Annotated in this window: 16 protein-coding genes and 3 pseudogenes; 8 read left to right on the forward strand and 11 right to left on the reverse strand. The window is 71.2% G+C overall.

From position 1 onward, the window contains the following. Positions 1-131: 131 nt before the first annotated feature. The 5 genes from ABZU99_RS29420 to ABZU99_RS29440 form a co-directional block, all read right to left on the reverse strand. Positions 132-734 (reverse strand): TetR/AcrR family transcriptional regulator, encoded by a 603-nt coding sequence (locus ABZU99_RS29420; protein ID WP_355949473.1) that lies wholly within the window; start codon positions 732-734, stop codon positions 132-134. An 8-nt stretch (positions 735-742) separates the two neighbouring features. Continuing rightward, entirely contained in the window at positions 743-2386 is a 1644-nt protein-coding gene (locus tag ABZU99_RS29425) for an AMP-binding protein (protein WP_356047652.1), read from the reverse strand. A gap of 51 nt (positions 2387-2437) precedes the next feature. Beyond that, entirely contained in the window at positions 2438-3220 is a 783-nt protein-coding gene (locus ABZU99_RS29430; RefSeq protein WP_356047654.1) for an SDR family oxidoreductase, read from the reverse strand. Positions 3221-3375: 155 nt separating this feature from the next. Then, complete coding sequence (locus ABZU99_RS29435) at positions 3376-3786, reverse strand: hypothetical protein (RefSeq protein ID WP_356047656.1); 411 nt, start codon at positions 3784-3786, stop codon at positions 3376-3378. A gap of 34 nt (positions 3787-3820) precedes the next feature. Further along, a complete protein-coding gene (locus ABZU99_RS29440) occupies positions 3821-4453 on the reverse strand; it encodes an MBL fold metallo-hydrolase (RefSeq protein WP_356047658.1) in 633 nt (210 codons plus the stop codon). 334 nt (positions 4454-4787) lie between these two features. Between ABZU99_RS29440 and ABZU99_RS29445 the strand changes: the two are divergent. Continuing rightward, a pseudogene (locus tag ABZU99_RS29445) lies at positions 4788-5069 on the forward strand (DUF2267 domain-containing protein); the annotation flags it as partial. A gap of 164 nt (positions 5070-5233) precedes the next feature. Here the strand turns inward: ABZU99_RS29445 and ABZU99_RS29450 are convergent. Beyond that, positions 5234-5400, reverse strand: a pseudogene (locus tag ABZU99_RS29450) (IS5/IS1182 family transposase); the annotation flags it as partial. Between the two features lie 7 nt (positions 5401-5407). On the opposite strand from ABZU99_RS29450, the pseudogene ABZU99_RS29455 reads away from it, so the two are divergent. Next, positions 5408-5705: pseudogene (locus tag ABZU99_RS29455) on the forward strand (hypothetical protein); the annotation flags it as partial. A gap of 256 nt (positions 5706-5961) precedes the next feature. After that, entirely contained in the window at positions 5962-7251 is a 1290-nt protein-coding gene (locus ABZU99_RS29460; protein ID WP_356047660.1) for a serine-threonine protein kinase, read from the forward strand. An 89-nt stretch (positions 7252-7340) separates the two neighbouring features. Here ABZU99_RS29460 and ABZU99_RS29465 read toward each other — a convergent pair whose 3' ends face one another. Beyond that, on the reverse strand, positions 7341-10217 hold the full coding sequence (locus ABZU99_RS29465) for a penicillin acylase family protein (RefSeq protein WP_356047662.1): 2877 nt from the start codon (positions 10215-10217) through the stop codon (positions 7341-7343). Positions 10218-10404: 187 nt separating this feature from the next. Here ABZU99_RS29465 and ABZU99_RS29470 point away from each other — a divergent pair, with 187 nt between their 5' ends. Together ABZU99_RS29470 and ABZU99_RS29475 are read left to right on the forward strand one after the other, a co-directional pair. Then, a complete protein-coding gene (locus ABZU99_RS29470) occupies positions 10405-11016 on the forward strand; it encodes a hypothetical protein (protein ID WP_355954006.1) in 612 nt (203 codons plus the stop codon). 240 nt (positions 11017-11256) lie between these two features. Further along, complete coding sequence (locus tag ABZU99_RS29475) at positions 11257-11718, forward strand: MaoC family dehydratase (protein WP_355954008.1); 462 nt, start codon at positions 11257-11259, stop codon at positions 11716-11718. 29 nt (positions 11719-11747) lie between these two features. On the opposite strand, the gene ABZU99_RS29480 is transcribed toward ABZU99_RS29475, so the two are convergent. Then, on the reverse strand, positions 11748-12377 hold the full coding sequence (locus tag ABZU99_RS29480) for a TetR/AcrR family transcriptional regulator (protein WP_355954010.1): 630 nt from the start codon (positions 12375-12377) through the stop codon (positions 11748-11750). A 69-nt stretch (positions 12378-12446) separates the two neighbouring features. Continuing rightward, entirely contained in the window at positions 12447-13598 is a 1152-nt protein-coding gene (locus tag ABZU99_RS29485; protein ID WP_356047665.1) for an acyl-CoA dehydrogenase family protein, read from the reverse strand. A gap of 66 nt (positions 13599-13664) precedes the next feature. Here ABZU99_RS29485 and ABZU99_RS29490 point away from each other — a divergent pair, with 66 nt between their 5' ends. Beyond that, positions 13665-14309 carry a TetR/AcrR family transcriptional regulator C-terminal domain-containing protein gene (locus tag ABZU99_RS29490; protein WP_356047667.1) on the forward strand — a complete coding sequence of 215 codons (645 nt, stop codon included), beginning with the start codon at positions 13665-13667 and terminating at the stop codon, positions 14307-14309. Between the two features lie 116 nt (positions 14310-14425). Here ABZU99_RS29490 and ABZU99_RS29495 read toward each other — a convergent pair whose 3' ends face one another. Both ABZU99_RS29495 and ABZU99_RS29500 read right to left on the reverse strand, forming a co-directional pair. Further along, a complete protein-coding gene (locus ABZU99_RS29495) occupies positions 14426-14758 on the reverse strand; it encodes a hypothetical protein (RefSeq protein ID WP_355954019.1) in 333 nt (110 codons plus the stop codon). Between the two features lie 205 nt (positions 14759-14963). Next, the gene (locus tag ABZU99_RS29500) at positions 14964-15161 is read right to left on the reverse strand and encodes a hypothetical protein (RefSeq protein ID WP_355954022.1); all 198 of its coding nucleotides are present in this window, start codon (positions 15159-15161) and stop codon (positions 14964-14966) included. 168 nt (positions 15162-15329) lie between these two features. Between ABZU99_RS29500 and ABZU99_RS29505 the strand changes: the two genes are divergently transcribed. Both ABZU99_RS29505 and ABZU99_RS29510 read left to right on the forward strand, forming a co-directional pair. After that, positions 15330-17354: a transposase gene (locus ABZU99_RS29505; RefSeq protein ID WP_356047669.1), complete on the forward strand. Its 2025-nt coding sequence runs from the start codon at positions 15330-15332 to the stop codon at positions 17352-17354. Between the two features lie 9 nt (positions 17355-17363). Next, positions 17364-17888, forward strand: coding sequence for a DUF402 domain-containing protein (locus ABZU99_RS29510; protein WP_355954026.1), 525 nt, complete (start codon positions 17364-17366; stop codon positions 17886-17888). The last annotated feature ends 6 nt before the right edge of the window (positions 17889-17894 follow it).

The raw sequence follows: 17894 nt of genomic DNA on the forward strand, positions 1-17894 counted from the left end.
GTGGAGCCGGGGGGGGGTGGGGGCCGAATAAGTACCTGTGCTGAGGGCGGGGGGGGGGGGCTCTTGCCCCCACCCGCCGTCGGCCCGAGACGCCCTCCGCCCGTGTCCTCAATCGCCGGACGGGCTGAAGCTCACGGCCGCAAGGCTCGCAGCAGCAGGTCGGCCAGGTGGTCGGCCACCTGCTGGGGGGTCAGGGGGCCGCCGGGGCGGTACCAGGTGCCCAGGTGGTGGACGGAGCCGAAGTGGTAGTCGACCACCAGGTCGGCCGGGGTGTCCGCCCTGAACACCCCGGCCCGCTGGCCCTCCTCGACGAGCGCGCGGAACCGCTCGTGGTAGCGGCGGCGCTCGGCGCGTACCTGCTTGTGCTTCTCCGGGCTGAGCTGGTGCATGGACCGGAAGAAGATGGTGGCGTCGTCGAGGTTCTCGATCGTGGTGACGACGACATCGGCCGCCGCGTCGCGCAGCCGCCGCTCCACCGGGGCGTCGGCGTCCGCGACGGCGTCGAGCCGCGCCTGCTGGAGCCTCAGCAGGCGGCCGTAGATCTCATGGAGCAGATCGTCCTTGGAGCCGAAGTAGTGGTAGAGCGCGCCCTTGGTGACGCCCGCCGCCTCGACGATCTCCTGCACGGACGTCCGGTCGAATCCACGCTCCGCGAAGAGGCGGGTCGCAGCGGCCAGGAGCCGCTGTGGCACCGGTTGTCCGTCGCCGTCCGTCGCTTTGGCCATGGTCGCCACCGTTCTCTCTATCCTCGCAGTTCCCGTCGGAGGATCTTGCCACTCGTCGTCTTCGGCAGCTCGGGCAGGATCTCCACCTCGCGGGGGTACTTGTACGCGGCGAGCCGCTCCGCGCAGTACGCGGACAGCTCCTCCGACGTGGCCTCCGCCCCCGGTCGCAGGCTGATGTACGCCTTGACCGTCTCGCCGCGGTAGGCGTCGGGTTTGCCGACGACGGCCGCCTCACGAACGGCCGGGTGAGTGTAGAGCACGTCTTCGACCTCACGCGGCCACACCTTGAACCCCGAGGCGTTGATCATGTCCTTCTTGCGGTCGACCACATAGAGCCAGCCGCCCTCGTCCATGAAGCCGATGTCACCGGTGCGCAGTTCTCCGTCGGGGAGGGCGGCGGCGGTGGCCTCGGGGCGCCGCCAGTAACCGGGGACGACCATCGGGCCGCTCACGACGATCTCGCCCGCCTCGCCGAACGGCACCTCCCTGCCCTCCTCGTCCACGATGCGGACGACCGTGTCCGCGCCGGGGACGCCGACGGCGAGAGTGCCGGACGCCGGGTCGACGGGGGCCCGGACGCCGGGCGGGACGCTGGCGCACGGGGCGGTGCACTCGGTGAGTCCATAGCCGTTGTGCAGATACGGGCCCAGCGCCGACTGGAACCGCTCGACCAGCGCGGGCGGCAGCGGGGCGCCGCCGGAGGAGATGATCCGGAAGGACGAGAAGTGGTCGCGGGTCGCCTTGGGGTGGGCCATCAGCGCCATGAAGGCGGTGGAGGGGCCGACGGTGTAGGCGGGGCGGTGCTCGGCGAAGGCGTCCAGGACGACACCGGTCTCGAAGCGGTAGGCGAGGGCCAGGGTCCCGGCGCCCGCGATACACGCGGCCAGTTCGCAGACCATGCCGGTGATGTGGAACAGCGGCGCCAGCGCGAAGATCGTCGTGCCTGCCGGCAGCTCATGGAGCAGGTGCTGCCGCTCGGCGTTGTAGGAGATGTTGCCGTGGGTGTTGGTGGCGCCCTTGGGGGTGCCACTGGTCCCGGACGTGTAGCTGATCAGCGCGATGTCGTCGGCGCCCGGCTCGGGGACGGCGGGCGGGCGGGCTCCGGCGCGGGCGACCGCGACCAGATCGGCGGTGTCCTCGGGTACGGGGACGGGCCCCTCGCGCAGCACCCGCTCATCGTCGCGGGTCTGGAAGTCGCGGGCGTCGGCGGTGAGCGCGATGCGCACGGGGGACGCGGCGGCCGTCTCGCGGACGTACTCCTCCCAGGCGCGGCGGGAGCACACGACGGCTCTCACCTCGGCGTCGCCCAGGATGTGCCCGAGTTCCCCGCCCTTGTACATAGGGTTGACCGGCACGACGGTGCCGCCCGCCTTCCAGGCGCCGATCAGCGCGAGGACGAAGTGCGGGGTGTTCTGCAGCATGATCGCGAGCCGGTCGCCGGGCCGGAAGCCGCGCTCGGCGAGATGGCCGGCTATGCCGTCGGTGAGCTCATCGGCCTCCCGGTAGGTCAGCCGTCCGTCGAAGTAGGCGATCGCCGGGTGGTCCGGGGAGGTCCGCACGGCGTCCCGGAAGGCGTGCAGCACGCTCGTCCGCGGGGTGATCGGCGCGCGCTGTGCCTCGGTGAGCTGAGCGAGCCATGGCTTGTCCTGATACGACGTCATGCGGAGCGGCCCCTGTTCTTCGGTGAGGGTGGAGAGGTGCGGGGGGGCGGGTCAGTCGGTTGCCGTGGAGAGCGCGCCTTGCTCTTCGAGCGTGCGCTGCACCTCGTTCATACCACTGAGCCAGCGGTCGGTGTCCTTGGCCCGGCTGGCGTAGTAGCGGCCGACCTCGGGGTGCGGGAGGATCAGGAAGCGCTCCTCGGCGATGCCCTCGAACAGCGCGTCGGCGACCTGCTCGGGTTCGATCGCGGTGGGGGCGAGGACCACTTCCCCGGTGGCGCCGCTGGCCGTCAGCATGTCGGTGCGCACGCCCTGCGGGCAGATGGCGTGCACGCTGATGCCGCGGTGGCGGTAGGTGGCCGAGAGCCATTCGGCGAAGGCGAGAGCGGCGTGCTTGGAGACGCTGTAGGGGGCCGAGCCCAGCATGGTGAGCAGTCCGGCGGCGGACACGGTGGAGACGAATCGGCCGCTGCCGCGCTCCAGCCACTCGGGCAGCAGCTCACGGGACGCCCGGACGTGGGCCATCACATTGACGTCCCATGCCTCGGCCCACAGCCGCTCGTCGGCCTCGGGCCCGCCGCCGTGGCCGACCCCGGCGTTGGCGCAGAAGACGTCGATGGTGCCGCCGAGCGCCTCGCGGGCCTCGGGCACGATGCCGGAGGCGTCGCCGGGGACGGAGGTCCCGCCGATCTCGTCGGCGACGGACTTCGCCTTGGCGGCGTCGAGGTCGTTCACCACGACCTGCGCGCCCTCGGCGGCGAAGCGGCGGGCCAGGGCTGCGCCGATGCCGCCGCCCGCTCCGGTGACGACGACACGCGCTCCACGCACGGTACCCACGATCGGACGCTCCTCGGGATCGACGGCTCTGCCGCGCACACCGCACCGTGCTGCCCCGCACCGCGCCGTGTCGCAGCGGCAGACTAACCAGTCGGTATGTGGAAACGGAAGAGGGACGCCCGCTGACCAGCCGATGACCGATGCCGACCGATGCCCTACCGCCCCGGCTCGCCCTTGCGCATCACCCGGCGCCATCGGGCGTTCTCCCCCGCCAGCGCGTTCCACACCACATTCAGCGGATGGGCGGCGTCCAGGGCGGCGCGCTCCCCATCCCGTACGAACACCCCGACCAGCACCTCCAGCTCCGGCCCGATGTCATCGGTCAGCTCCAGCGTCCGCAGCCCGGCGCTGGTCTGGAGCCGGCCGTCGGCCACCGCGTCGCCGATGTGCTGGGTGACGAACACGCAGCCGCGCACCACCCCGGAGGAGAGCAGTTCGAGTCCGTACTGCACGGTGTCGATCTCGGCCGCGATATGCAGCTCCTGGCGGAAACGGCTGCCGAACCAGCCGCGCAGAAAGCCCGGTATGAGGCCGTCGGCCTCGGATTGGAAAGGGCTCAGTGGCACCCTGGCCGTCTTCGGCTTTCTGGGCCTCTCGCTCTCACGTGATGCGGCGGAGCCAGTCCTCCACCCGCTCGCCCACCTCGCCGACCGTGGTGACGTCGCCATGCCCCGGGCACACCACCGTCTCGGGGGGCAGGGTGACGAGGCGCTCGCGGATCGAGTGGGTCATCGCCTGGAAGTCGGAGTCCTCCGGCCCGATGGCTCCAGGGCCGCGCGAGAGCAGCATGTCCCCGGTGAAGACGCTGCGCAGCGCCGGATCGTACAGACTTACGGATCCCGGCGTGTGTCCCGGAGTGTGACGCACCGTCAGAACAGTTCCGGCGACATCGATCACCCGGCCGTCGACGAGTTCCTCGTCGGGGACACGGCTGGGAAAGCTGCGGCGCCACAGCTCCAGGTCGTCCGGGTGCAGCATGATCGGAGCCCCGGTGCGGTCGGACAGAGCCACCGCTGCGTCGACGTGTCCGCTGTGTGCGTGGGTGCACGCGATCGCCACCACGCGGCGGTCGCCGAGCGCCGTGGCGATGACGTCCGGCTCGTGTGCGGCGTCGACCACCAGCGCCTGCTCGTCGTCACCGACGATCCACACGTTGTTCTCCATCGGCGTGGTGTCCGCGTCCGGCCCGGCCACGACGCCGGTCGTCACCACGCACTCGACCCGGGCGGTCACGACATCACCGCCGGGAGTGCTCGGCCGCGGGCAGTCACCCGCGTTCTGGGGTCCTTTGTTTGCCGCTGCATGGAACAGCCCCTTTCCGGATGAGGCCCTCTACCCCCCAGTGGACCCCGCCGGGCATGCGGCAGCAACCGGCAGGTCATCCCTCACTGGGGCGTATACGCTGACCTGCAGGAACTCATGGCCACTCCGCGACACGGCGGGATCGATGCCGGCCCTGCCCAGTGGCCGAGGCGACAGGTATGGGTTTGACTGGATCTGTTGGTGATCACGCCGACGGACGGCCTGACGACGACTGGGGCAGGGTCGCATCGAGTACGACGCATTCCTGGCGAAGGCAGCCGAGCGGGCGGGCGTCTCCCTCGACGTTGCGGAGACCCTTACACGCGCCACCTTTGAGGTGCTCGCCGACCGGATCAGCGGCGGAGAGGCCCAGGACCTCGCGGAGCCGCTGCCGGAACCGCTGAAGAGCTGGCTGCGCACGGACGAGGAGATCGCGAAGGGCTACGGGGCCGACTCGTTCGTGCGGCGTGTGGCCGACCGCGCGGACGTGCCCCGCGAACTCGCGGAGGCCGGGATCCGCGCGGTCCTGGCCACCCTGAGGGAAGCGGTCGGCGACCAGGGGTTCCGCACGCGACCGCCCAACTGCCCAGGGAGTACGACGTCCTGCTCTCCAAACCCGCGGGCCCGGCCGGCGCCAGGTAGCGACCGTCTCGCGAGCCGCGTCGTTGCCGCGATCGGTTGTCAGCGACTGTCGACGGCAAGGCTTTTCCATCATCGGCCTGAGCTGGTCAGATGCAGAGTGAGGACGGCCTGGACACGGCAGTGACCCGGGTGGACGAGCACCGGAACTTGCGGAGGAGTCGCCAGGACTTCAGGGTGACCATGGCCTCCTCGACGAGTGCACGGATCTACGCATGGGACCGGTCCACCTGCTGACCGGGCTCTGACCGCGCAGTGGCCGTCGGCGAGGCCGACGGACCGCGCGCCGGGCTGGCGGCGCTCGCGACGCTGAACGACTCACCGCCCCCGCCACACCGCCGTGGCGGCGTACCCGCACGAGCGCGACGGCGACCTGGCGACGGCGGCACGGCTGTACGCCGAGGCGGCCCAAAAGGCGTGCGGAGCTGGTCCATCGTGGTGTCCAGCAGCGCCGTGGGGTACTGCCACCGATCGCTTAAGGGCATGGGGGGCATTGCCTTTCGCTGGGAGTATTCCGCGCCGCGACGACGATTCGGCAGCATAGTGCAGCGTCTTCGGCAGAACTGATCCAGAACCGTCCCGGAACGGTCCCGAAACGCGATCAGGAACTGATCTTCGGAACAGCGGCGATATCCTCGCGATGATTTCCGGGAATTCGTTCCGCCCGGCCGCATTCGGGGTAAGGCGAACGGCTGGCGGATTGATCGACGCCGACCGTACGCGTGTCGTATGGCCGGCGGAGCGGCCGATTGGGACAATGCCCGCACATCGGGCCACCCGAGGGGAACAGCTTGACGGGGATGAGCGTAGGACCGTACTGGGAGTTGGGATTCGACGCCGACGGGGACGTCGACACCCGGCAGCGTGACCGGCTGCTGGAAGGAACCGCCCGGCAGGGCATCACCGATCTGGTGGTGTTCTCGCACGGCTGGAACAACACCCGTGCCATGGCCACCGGCCTCTATGACCGCTTTTTCGCGCCCTTCCCCGGCCTGCTGGGCACGGCGCCGGACAGGCGGCTCGGCTATGTGGGGGTGATCTGGCCCTCGATGCGGTTCGCCGACGAGACCCTCGCGGGCCTTACCCGGGAGCCGGCGCCCGGCGACGGGCCGGGACTCGACGCGGAGACCCGCCGCGCGCTGGACGCCGTCTTCCCCGGGCGCGGGCAGCTGGTGGCACGCCTCACCGAGCTGCTGGCCGAGCGGCCCGAGCGGCCCGCGGCCCTGGACGAGTTCGGTGTGCTGGTGCGCGGTCTGGTACGCGCCCCCGAGGGGCCCGGCGCGGCCCGGTACGCGGCCGACATGGACGGGGACGGCGAGCCCGCGATGCTCGTGGACCACACCGCCGCCGTCTGCGAGCGGTTCGCCGGCGCGCTCGCCGAGGCACGGAAGACGGCCGGCGTACGCTGCGCACTCTTCAACGGCGGGCCCGGCGGGCTGTGGGACGGGGCGCGAGAACTCCTGCGCCACGCCACGTACTACGCCATGAAGCGCAGGGCCGGAACGGTCGGGCGGGACGGCCTCGGACCAGTGCTGGGCGCCCTGGCCGCCACCCGCCCCGCCCCGCGGCTCCACCTGGTCGGCCACAGCTTCGGCGGCCGGCTGGTGTCGTACGCTCTGGGCGGGCTCCCGGGGGAGACCACCGTCGCATCCGTGACGCTGCTTCAGGGCGCCTTCTCGCACTATGCGTTCGCCGAGCGGCTGCCGCACGCCACCGACCGCGGCGGTGCGCTGCGCGGTCACCGCAGCCGGGTCAGCGGGCCGCTGGTGTGCTGCCACTCGCGCCATGACACCGCGCTCGGCGTGTTCTACCCGGTCGCCTCCCAGCTGGCCGGGGACGATGCCTCACTGCTGCCGGGCAGCGACACCCGCTGGGGGGCGATGGGCCACACCGGCATCCAGGCGGTGGAGGGCATGAGGCGGCTGGATCTGGCCACGGCGCTGGGCGATCCGTTCCCGGCCGACGGCTGTGTGAGCGTCGATGTGTCGGACGTCGTGCGGGAGGGCCCTCCGGGCATCGGCGGGCACAGCGACATCTGTCATGAGGAGCTGGCGCGGGTGGTGCTGCGCGCGGGCCGGATCACGAGGTAGGGGCGGGCCCCACCCTCGATCGGGGGCGGGGGCCGCACGCGGCGGGCCCCGCCCCAGCGGTCTCGGCGGTCCCGGCGGTCCCGGCGGCCTCAGCGGTGCGCCGGGAACTCCACGACCTGCTGATAGGTGGGCCGGTTCTGCCAGCTGATCTTGTCGTGGGTCAGCCCGCCGACCGGCCGGTGGACGATGGCGTCCGCACACCACTGGTCGCCCGCCGCGCAGCTGTCGTCGCCGGGGTAGACCTCGGCCGCCGTCTTGACCACGGCCTTCCGCAGGCTCGTCAGCAGGGCCTCACGGCAGGCGGCGAGTTCGCCGCCGCCACAGTACCGCTTGGCGAGCGAGCCCTTGACGTCCTCGCCCAGGACGCTGCGCAGATCCTTGTCGACGTAGGACCACCAGCCGTACTGGAAGGACGATCCGGCGTGCGAGCCGGTGGGCCCGTGCCCGGCCGAGGGCGCCTCGTCGACCCCCAGATTGGCGCGCAGCGCGTCGTAGAGGCCGTCGCCCAGCCCGGGCTTGAACTCGGCCTCCACCAGGAGCGGCCACCAGGCGTCCATGATCCGTACGGCGTCCGGATGCCCATAGGTGTGCGAGCCTGGGCTGGTCTCACGGCGCTGTGCGCCCGCCGACCGCCAGACCTCCAGCTGCCCCACCGCGGTCGCGAGCTTCGGGTCGTCGATGGGCGCCGACCGCACCACCTTCAGCAGCTCGGGCAGGACGTCCTCGCCGCGCAGATCGGTGAGAGCGGCCTCGGCCATGGCCCGGGTGAGCGCGGCACGGGTGACACCGCCCTTGTCGACCAGGGCGCGCACCCGGTCGTCGAGGAGGTTGCCGCGGTGCACCGAGCCGTTGCCGAAGCCGGCCGCGCTGTAGTCCTTGGCCAGCTTGTTGTTCCAGCTGATGTAGTAGTCCTGGTCGATGGACTGGGGGTGTTCGGCGGGCGGCGTGTAGGCGGCGGTGTTGGCCGTCGGGTCGAAGTCCCGCCACTCGTACGCCGCCTCGCCCCTGACCGGCAGGGTGGCGTCCACGTCCGCGGCGCGCGCCGGGTTCAGCCCGCTGTTGTAGTAGGCGGTCTGGCGGGAGTCGGCGTAGAACCAGTTGAAGGTGTAGTTGATGTGCTGCACCGCGCCCTGGAAGGACTTCGCGTCCCGTACGTAGCCCGGGTCGTTGAGCATCTGGAAGCCGATGATCGAGTCGGCCTCATGGCGGTAGGTGGCGCGCAGCGAGGTGTAGGCGACGGGTTTGCCGCCGACGGTCGCGCGGTGTGTCACCAGTCCGTACCTGGTGCGGTAGACCTGCATCCGGTACGAGCCCGCGGCGGTGGAGTCGGCGACGGTGGGCTTCCACGCGTTGCGCCGCTCCAGCTTGTCCATGGCCACGCAGTCGCCGTGGAAGCGGTAGTACGTGGCGTCCTTGCCGGGCGTGCCGCCGTCCGGGGAGCACAACTCGACCGCGTAGGTGTCGGTGATGTCCTGGGCGGAGGTGGTGGCGCTCCACGCGTAGTCCTGGCCGCGCCCGAGCTGGACGTACATCCCCACGCCCGCGAAGGCGGCACCGCGTGCGCTGATCCCGGGGCCCTGGAGCTCCTGGAGCATCAGCAGCTGGGGCGCGAAGTAGCCGGTCTGCGGGCCGAAGACGGCGACCGGGTGGCCGCCGGCGGTGTACTTGCCGGAGACGACGAGCGCGTTGGACATGCCCTTCTTGCGGCTGAACAGATCGCGGGGCAGCACCCCGTGGTCGTAGATGCCGCGCAGCTTCTCGAGGGAGCCGGGCGCCTTGACCGCGGTGCGCGCCTTCGTCGCGGCGCCGCCCCGGCGGTCGTGGACGAGCTGTTCGGGGGTGACCGAGCCGGGGTCGGGCATGGCCACTCCCTTGGGCACAGCGGGCTTGTCCGCGTACGGGAAGCTGCCCTCGCGCACGGTCAGCACCGCCTCCGGGTCGTTGCGCTCCCGGAAGGACTCCCACACCTTGGTGCCCTCGGCGAGGCCGTACTTCTGCTGGGCGGCGAGCAGCGAGAGCGCGCTCTCCACCTCACCGCCTCCGCCGTTGCCGAAGAGGGCTCCGACGACGGAGGCGAGGGCTATCAGATCGGTGAGCTCGAAGGGCTGGATCTCCCCGGCGTTGGTGATGGCGTCGATGTGCCCGGTGAGCACGTACTCGCCGGGGAAGTAGCGGCCGTGCTTCGCCTTCTTCGCATAGGCGTTGATGCCGTCGACATACGCCTGGGCGTCGGCCAGCGCCTGCCGGCCGCGCTCGCCGCCGTGGGAGAGGATGAAGTCGATCTGTCCCTGGTAGTCCTGCTCGGCGTACGGCGCCTGCCGGAAGAAGTCCTGCTCCAGGCCCTGGTTGGCGGCGGCGCCGCCGGCGAAGGGGGTCAGCTCGCCGCGTCCGACGTGGCGGAAGAGGTCCATCAGCCACAGCCGGTCCTGGGCGGCGGCATATCCGGCGCCGAACTCGGTGCCCTCACGGGTGGTGCCCTGGATGTGCGGCACACCGGTCTTCTTGTCGCGGGTGATGGTGACGTCGTCACGCGGCTTGGTCACGGAGGCCACCTGGTCGGTGGGCACTCCGAAGGAGGAGTCGTTGAAGAAGCCGGCGAGCTTGTCGTCGGTGAGGGTCGGATAGCCCCCGGCCAGGTTGCTGTACGGGCCGAGTTGGTCGGTGCTGTGCTCGGGGTGGGTGCCGAACGCCCGGTTGCCGAGGATCTCGACCAGCGTCGCGTTGCCGTTCGCGCCGGGCGGGAGGACGTCGGCGCACTGGCCCCGGCAGTAGTCGGTGGCGGCCGCGGCGGCGGGCTCCGCGCGGGCCGGCTGCGGAAGCGGCGCCACGAGCGCCGCGCCGAGCCCCAGCACGGCGGCCGCGGCGATCACGGTGCCGGTGAGGGTGCGGTTTCTGACGGGCCTGATGGGGTTACGGGATCCGATGGGGTCGCGGGTCCTGGTGGGCTTGGCGATTCGTGGTCGCATATCAGCTCCTGGCGGTAGCCGTCGTGACGGAGGTTACCGACGGTTCAACCACCCCGGAAGATGAGTGGGCGTCACCTTATTTGATTGGCCTATCCGCGAACTTCCTGGGAATCCGATGGATCCGGATCGCAGTGCGTTACGTCCATTTGACAACGAGTCGGGTCCGCACTCGCGGAGGTGGTATGAAGTGGCCGGTTTCAGAGCACTGGCACGAGAGGTACGCAATCCACGCAGACACGTCACCGCCCGGCGCACCTCGCTGCGCAAATGTCTCGAACGGTTCGCGCCGTACGGGCACCGGGCGACCTGGCATCATCTGTGCACCCGGAGCGGGATCATTCCGGAGGACCGTAAACCCGAGCCCCTGCGGCTGATCGCGGCGCTGGAGGAGCTCGAGGAGGCCCGCACCCTGTGGCTCGCGTACGAGGCGGACTTCGCCGCCCGGCGCAGGCAGGAGAAACTCCTCGGGATCCGCCAGCCGAGCGCCGTCGACGACTGGCATCTGCACACCTGGGGCGGGTGCGACATCATGCCCTGCGAGAGCCCCTCGGCTCACCCCGACGGCCGGCTGGCCGATGTACTGCGCCGGCTGATCGTGGCGATGGAGTCGGGGCCGGGGTCGGCCTGCCCCATCTGCGCGCAGGAGCGTCTGGTCTGGCGCGGGGACCTGGACCGCTATCCGGCGGCCGGTCCCGTCTGCGGGGACTGCGGCATCGTGGTACCGGTGCCGCTCCTGACCACCGAAGCCCTGGCAGCGTCCAGGCGCGCCCGGTTCGAGAGGCGGTACGCGGCCGCGTGACCCCGGCCGCCGCGGCCCAGGGCGGCAAGCGCGTCCTGGGCGGCGGCAGCCGCCACGCCCGCGGGTGCCTCGCTCTCTCCGGCGCCCCGCTTGCCCCCGGCCGCGCACGCGCGACGGCCGCGCCGCCAGGGCGGGAAGCCGGGCGGCGGCTCGCCGCGGCCGGCGCCACGCGTTGACAGCGGCGAGCCTTCCCCCGCATGCTGAGCAAGCGCTTAGTGAGTGGTTGCCCAGGAGGCATGCATGGCAGAGCCCAGGATCTTCACCTCGCCCGACGAACTGCGGTCCGCGGTCGGCGAGGAACTCGGCCCCAGCGACTGGCTGGAGATCGACCAGAAGCGGATCGATCTGTTCGCCGACGCCACCGGCGACCATCAGTGGATCCATGTGGACCCCGAGAAGGCGGCCGCCGGCCCCTTCGGCACGACGATCGCCCATGGCTATCTGACGCTGTCCCTGCTGCCCTCGTTCACCCCGCAGCTGCTGCGGGTCGAGGGGGTACGGATGGCCATCAACTACGGCCTGAACAAGGTGCGTTTCCCCTCCCCCGTCCCGGTCGGCTCCCGACTGCGGGCCTCGGGCCGGATCATCGAGGTCGCCGAGGTCAAGGACGGCGTGCAGATGACGCTCGGAGTGACCCTGGAGCGGGAGGACGGCAGCAAGCCGGCGTGCGTGGCGGAGTCCGTCGTGCGCTTCTACCCCTGACGGGCCCGCAGGGCGGGGCGGGGTGCGCGTCAGGGGCGCCCCGCCCCGACCATCCGCAGCACCAGTCCGGCGTAGAGCTCGCCGACCTCGTCGGGGGTGCTGCGGCCCTCGACGTTGAACCAGCGGGCGACGTCGATGCACAGGGACAGCACGGCGACCGTGGCGCCGCGGACGTCCGGGACGTCGAAGTCGCCGGTCTGCACCCCGTCCTCGATGATCGAGCGCACCGCGCCGTCGGTCGCCCTGCGGATGGCGATGACCTCGGCGTGGTGCTCCTCGGCGAGCGCGCCGAGCTCGTACTGGACCACGCGCGCGGTCATATGGTGCTCGGCGTGCCAGCGGACGAAGGAGCGGACGGCGTCGGCGAGCCGCTCGACGGGGGTGCCGCCGCTGTCCCGCGCCCGCTCCAGGATGTCCAGGGCGCGCCGGTGTCCGACGTTGCTGATCTGGTAGAGCAGCTCTTCCTTGGTCTTGTAGTGGATGTAGAGCGCGGCGGGGCTCATCCCGGCGCGGCCCGCGATGTCCCGGGTGGTAGTGGCGTGGTAGCCGCGCTCCGCGAAGGCGTGCACCGCGGCGGTCACCAACCGCCGGGCCGCGTCCGGGGTGATGTCGCGCCACACCTCGGCCTTGCCCTCGGTATTCTTCGGCTCCGCGTCCATGGCGCACACCCTACACGGAGAGTGAGCAAGCGCTTAGCCCCTGTCCGGGTGCCGCGGCCCGGAAGGGGTTCAGAAGGCCGCGACTCCGGTCAGCGCCCGGCCAATGAGCAGCTTCTGGATCTGGCTGGTGCCTTCGTACAGGGTCATCACGCGGGCGTCGCGCAGCAGTTTGCCGACCGGGTACTCATCGATGTAGCCGTATCCACCGAAGACCTGGATCGCGTTGTTGGCGCAGCGCACCGCCGCCTCGCTCGCGTAGAGCTTGGCGACGGAGGACTCGGTGGCGAAGGGCAGGCCGCGGTCGATGTGGTCGGCCACCCGCCAGGTGAGGAGCCGCGCCGCGTCCACGTCCACCGCGATGTCGGATATCAGCTCCTGGACCAGCTGATGGTGGGCGATGGTGCGGCCGAACTGCTCGCGTTCCCCCGCGTACGCGACCGCCGCGTCCAGGGCCGCCTGGGCGATGCCGACGCACCCGGCCGCGACCGACATCCGCCCCTTGGCCAGGGCCGACATGGCGACCGAGAATCCCTTGCCCTCGGGGCCGACCATGGCGGAGGCGGGCACCCGCACCCCGTCCAGGGTCAGCTCGGCGGTGGCCTGGCCGCGCAGCCCGAGCTTGCCGTGGATCTCGCGGCGGGTCAGGCCCGGCTCGTCGGCGGGGACGAGGAAGGCGCTGACGCCCCGGTGGCCCTCGTCCGGGCCGGTGCGGGCGAAGAGCAGCACCACGTCGGCCCAGGTGCCGTTGGTGATGAAGGTCTTGGCGCCGCTGATCACATAGCTGTCGCCGTCCCGTACCGCGCGCGTGGTCAGCCGCGCGGCGTCGGAGCCGGTGCCGGGTTCGGTGAGCCCGAAGCAGCCCACCGCCTCGCCCGAGCACAGTCTCGGCAGCCACTCCCGCTTCTGCTCCTCGCTTCCCCACGCGGCCACCGACTTGGCGACCAGGCCGAGCGAGACGGAGACGATGCCGCGCACCGAGGAGTCGCCGCGGCCCAGCTCCTCGGTGACCAGGACATACGCGAGGTGGTCGCCGCCGCTGCCGCCGTACTCCTCGGGGACGGTCAGCCCCAGGAAGCCGAGCGCGCCGAGCTTGCGGACGATGTCCTGGTCCACTCGCTCCGCGCGGTCCCACTCGGCGGCGTACGGGGTGACCTCGCGGTCGACGAAGTCCCTGGCGAGCCGCCGCACCGCGATCTGCTCCTTGGTGAGCGCGAGATCCATGGGGCACCTTCCCTGTGAGAGTTACCGGCTTAACTACCGCTGCTAGTTTTATAGTGGAGCTCTACTATGTGCTGCATGGCACGCCCCCGCAAGCCCCTGCTCAGCCGCGAGCGCATCGTCACAACCGCCCTCGCGCTGGTGGACGCCGAAGGGCTCGCGGCGCTCTCCACCCGGCGCCTGGCCGCCGAGCTCGGGGTCAGCGGGCCGTCGCTCTACAACCACTTCACGACCAAGGACGAGATCCTGGACGCGGTCGCGGACACGGTCATCGCCCAGGTCGACATCTCGATGTTCGACGACGGCGAGGACTGGCGGACGGCGCTGCTGGAGTGGGGCCGTTCCTACCGCGCGGCGCTCGCCGCCCATCCACACATCGTGCCGTTCCTCGCCCAGGGGCCCGGCCGCCGCCCGGCTGGGCTACGGATGGCCGACGCGGTCTTCGGCGGCATGGTCAAGGCGGGCTGGCCGCCCACCTACGCCACCCGCATCGGCGCCCTGATGCGCTACTTCGTGGCCGGCTCGGCGCTCGGCTCCTTCGCGCGCGGCTTCGTCGACGACCCGGGCGCCTACGACCCCGCCGACTATCCGCATCTGGGCCAGGCGCATCTGCTCGCGGAGCACCAGGAGCGGGTGGACGAGGGCGCCTTCGAGACGGGGCTGCGGGCGCTGGTGGACGGGCTGGCCCTGTGGCACCCGGAAACGGCCAGGTGACGGCGGTGGGCGACAGTTAGGCCCGGTCCGGGCCTAAGAGATATCCCGTAGTGCCAGGTCAGACGTGCTTTCCTGTGGGCAGTTGCGGGTCTGTGGTCAGACGTTGATCTCCAGTTTCAGGTTGTGCAGGGCGGCGATGCCGGCGACGGCGTGGTTGATCCCTTCTCTCTTGCGGCGGCAGTGGCGGAGGACCTGGTGGCTTTGAGGTGCGCGATGGCGTGTTCGGCGACGGCGCGGCGCTTGCGGAACTGCCGGTAGGCCCGGTCCTTGATGATCTTCCGGTCAGGCCCGCGCCGGGGCGAGCGGATCCGCGTGATTCCTTGATAACCACTGTCGCCGGACAGGCGGGGGTGATCGGGCAAGGTCTTGCCGACGGTCTCCCGGAAGACCACCACATCGTTGCGGTTGCCCGGCCAGGTGTCTGCCGACCGCGACGATGCGGCGATCACGGGCCCGGCAGACGTGCACATGCACACTGCGTCGACAGTTCTTCGTCTTCTGCTGGTCGTGCACCGGAATGAGGGTGTCGTCCGCCAGGCACAGCTCCCGCCGGTTGGTGGGCGGCGGGCCGAGCAGGCCGGCGAGGTGCGGCGCGAGGTCGACGGTGACCCGGTGCACGGTGGAGTCCGTGGTGGCGAACAGCCCGGCCAACGGCTACATGGTGAGGTTCGTGCGGTAGCTCAGGACGACCCGCAGCACCCGGTCGCCGAAGGCAAGTGACCAGGGCCAGCCGCACCCGCTGTCCGGGCGGCGTCGCCACAAACGGGTGATCAGGGCGTGCAGCTGCGGCCCGGACAGCCCCGTCCACGCCTTCACATGAGCTGAACGGCAGGTGGCGAGACGAAGTTCCATACAACTGGCCGTGACCCGAACAGACTTCATGACGTTATGCCTGACGCTGGTCGGGAGAGAGGGAAGGGGGAGAGTGTGGTGAGTCGGTCATCGGCTGCGCCTGGGTCGGGGCGGCGGTTTCGGGGGCCGAACCGGGGTGAGGTGTGGCGGCGGGCGAAGGATGCGCCGGTGTCGGTGATCCGGCTGCCGCTGGTTGTTGGCGATGCGGCTGACCGCCGTCGGGTGGAGCAGTTGTTTTCGGCGATGTGGCAGGTCAAACGCGCCCTGCAACGTGATGCGCGGGATGTGGTGGATGCCTACTGGGCCGGTGAGGTGCGGCGTGAGAGGGACGTGAGGGCATGGCGGGCGGAGCTGGGCCTATCCCGCACCGGGCTGGAGCACCGCGCGTATCAGCATGTGGAACACTCACGCTGGCTGAGCGATCACGTCTCCAAGGCGCTGGCGATGCATCAGGCCGATGAGGTGTGGGCCGGGGTGGCCCGGCACCTGCACCCGGACGCGTCGGGGCGGCGGGCCGGACGCCCCAGGACCGGGACTTGGTGGGAGTACACCCGCATCCCGGGCCGGGCCCGTTCGCACACCACCGAGCGTAAGTGGGAGACCTTCCGCCTGCACGGCACCCTCGCCGGACACCTGGACACCTTCCGGCACCCCGCGCTGCCGCCATCGGTCACCACCCCCGCCCAGGCCGCCCGGCTCCCGCCGGGCATGCGGGTGCTGGCCCAGCCGCGCCGCATGCCCACCCTCGCCCGGCCCACGGGAGGCATCCCCACCGGGACCACCGATGCCCGGGGGCGCCCGCGCGGCAGGGCGGCGACCTGGTTCGACCACACCGGGCCGCTGACCGTCGTCTTTGCCGGAGGGCCCACCGGACGCGGGGACATCGTCCTACCGGTACGGCTGCCACAGGGCGCCGGACGCTGGCCCTATCTGCTGCACTACCTGAACGACCCGAGCCGGTGGCACAAGATCGACTTGGTGCGGCGGCGGGATCCGGCCGCCCCCGGCGGCTGGTCCTACGAGGCCCATCTGATGGTCCTGGCCCCCGGTTACGCTTCCACCGCCACCCGTACCCGGCGCCGGCAGGCCGCCGCCTGGCAGCGTATCGGCGGGGTGGACGGCAACGTCTCCAACCTCACCGTCGTCTCCCTCCCCATCACCGGTGACGAAGGTGACGGGCCCATACGATCCTCCCGGATCACCCTGAGCGAGCAGGAGCAGCAGGCCCTGGCCGCAGCGCGCAAGAAGGCTCGGGGGCGCCAGCGCGCCTTTGACCGCTCGCGGCGCGCCACCAACCCCCAGCAGTACCAGCGCTCCCGCCGCCAGCAGGCCCGCGACGAACGCCGGCTAACGGCAGGCCTGCCCCCCAAGACCGTCGCCGTCCCGGCCGGATCCCGGCGCACCACCGCGAGCGGAAAGCCGCAACAGGCCTACCGCCGCGACACCGTCAGCATCAGCTACCGGAATCTGCGGGCCCGCCACAGTGCCTCGGCCGCGAGCGCGGCCGAGGCTTCCCAGCACCGCGCGAAGAAGATCGCCGCCGCTCTGGTCGACGCCCACGGGCCGAACCTGACCATCGAGGACTGTGACATCCGCACCTGGTTCCGCCTGTGGGGCCGTGCCTGCTCAGCCACCACCCCCGGACGGCTGATCACCGCACTCGCCGCCGAGTGCACGGCCACCGGCGGACGACTCCTGCGCGCCTCGACCTTCACCACCGCCCTGTCCCAGCACTGCCTGTGCGGCCGACACGTACCCAAGTCCCTGCGCCAGCGCACCCATCACTGTGATCCGGCCGAAGGCGGCTGCGGGCTGAAAGGCGACCGCGACCTGGTCTCCGCCGCCCTGGCCGCCTTCACCACCCTCACCGACCCCGACGACCCCACAACCGCCCGCCTGGACCACACCCGCTCCCGCACCGCCCAGATCCTCTTCACCCAAGGGCTGCAAGACGCCCTGACCGAGTCAACCGCACCGAAGTCCGCACCCTCGGGCCGGACCCACGCGGCAGCCGAACCCCGCCGGAACACCCTTCCCCAGCAACGGACGGCCTCTGCTCGGCGAAATGCCGGACCCTGCACCGTGGCAACCCCGGATGAGACCCGACCCGCACCCAAGCGGCCCAAGGCCCACGCCGGAACGACACGACCGCACACCGGCCGCCCCCGCACACACGTACGGGATAAGTCTTAGGATCGCCCCATGTCACAGCTCGTATCGGTCAACTACCGCAAGTATGACGGCACTTTGCACTGGAATCAGCGCATGCGCAGGCTCGGCGAGGACGAACACGGCGTCTGGCTGGGCCTGCCCGGCGGCACCGTCATGCGCAAGGGTTACGGCCCCATGGTCCCCATCGCATGCGCGCATGTGCTCCTCTTCCCGCGCGAGGCATGGTGGACCGCGGCCTTCAACGCCCCGCCGCGCGCGACCGAGATCTACTGCGATATCACCACACCGCCCGAGTGGGTCTCGCCGTACGAGGTCACCATGGTGGACCTCGATCTCGACGTCATACGCAGGCGGACGGACGGCTCGACGCGGATGGTCGACCAGGACGAGTTCGCCGAGCACCAGGTGCGGTACGGATACCCGGCGGAGGTCGTCACGGAGGCCGAGGCGGCGGGGCGATGGCTGCTGAAGGCGGTGGGCGACGGGGCCGAGCCGTTCGGGGACGCCTACGGCCGCTGGCTGAGCATGGTGGACGGTAACGGCGAGCGGCCGTAGAGCGCC

The organism is Streptomyces sp. NPDC005266 (assembly GCF_040607655.1).
Lineage (GTDB): Bacteria > Actinomycetota > Actinomycetes > Streptomycetales > Streptomycetaceae > Streptomyces.

Bases quoted from the DNA above. Each gene is read 5' to 3' on its own strand.
- ABZU99_RS29485 (WP_356047665.1), bottom strand. From the start codon at position 13,598: ATGGATCTCGCGCTCACCAAGGAGCAGATCGCGGTGCGGCGGCTCGCC.
- ABZU99_RS29475 (WP_355954008.1), top strand. From the start codon at position 11,257: ATGGCAGAGCCCAGGATCTTCACCTCGCCCGACGAACTGCGGTCCGCG.
- ABZU99_RS29500 (WP_355954022.1), bottom strand. From the start codon at position 15,161: ATGGAACTTCGTCTCGCCACCTGCCGTTCAGCTCATGTGAAGGCGTGG.
- ABZU99_RS29510 (WP_355954026.1), top strand. From the start codon at position 17,364: ATGTCACAGCTCGTATCGGTCAACTACCGCAAGTATGACGGCACTTTG.
- ABZU99_RS29480 (WP_355954010.1), bottom strand. From the start codon at position 12,377: ATGGACGCGGAGCCGAAGAATACCGAGGGCAAGGCCGAGGTGTGGCGC.
- ABZU99_RS29490 (WP_356047667.1), top strand. From the start codon at position 13,665: ATGTGCTGCATGGCACGCCCCCGCAAGCCCCTGCTCAGCCGCGAGCGC.
- ABZU99_RS29465 (WP_356047662.1), bottom strand. From the start codon at position 10,217: ATGCGACCACGAATCGCCAAGCCCACCAGGACCCGCGACCCCATCGGA.
- ABZU99_RS29425 (WP_356047652.1), bottom strand. From the start codon at position 2,386: ATGACGTCGTATCAGGACAAGCCATGGCTCGCTCAGCTCACCGAGGCA.
- ABZU99_RS29460 (WP_356047660.1), top strand. From the start codon at position 5,962: ATGAGCGTAGGACCGTACTGGGAGTTGGGATTCGACGCCGACGGGGAC.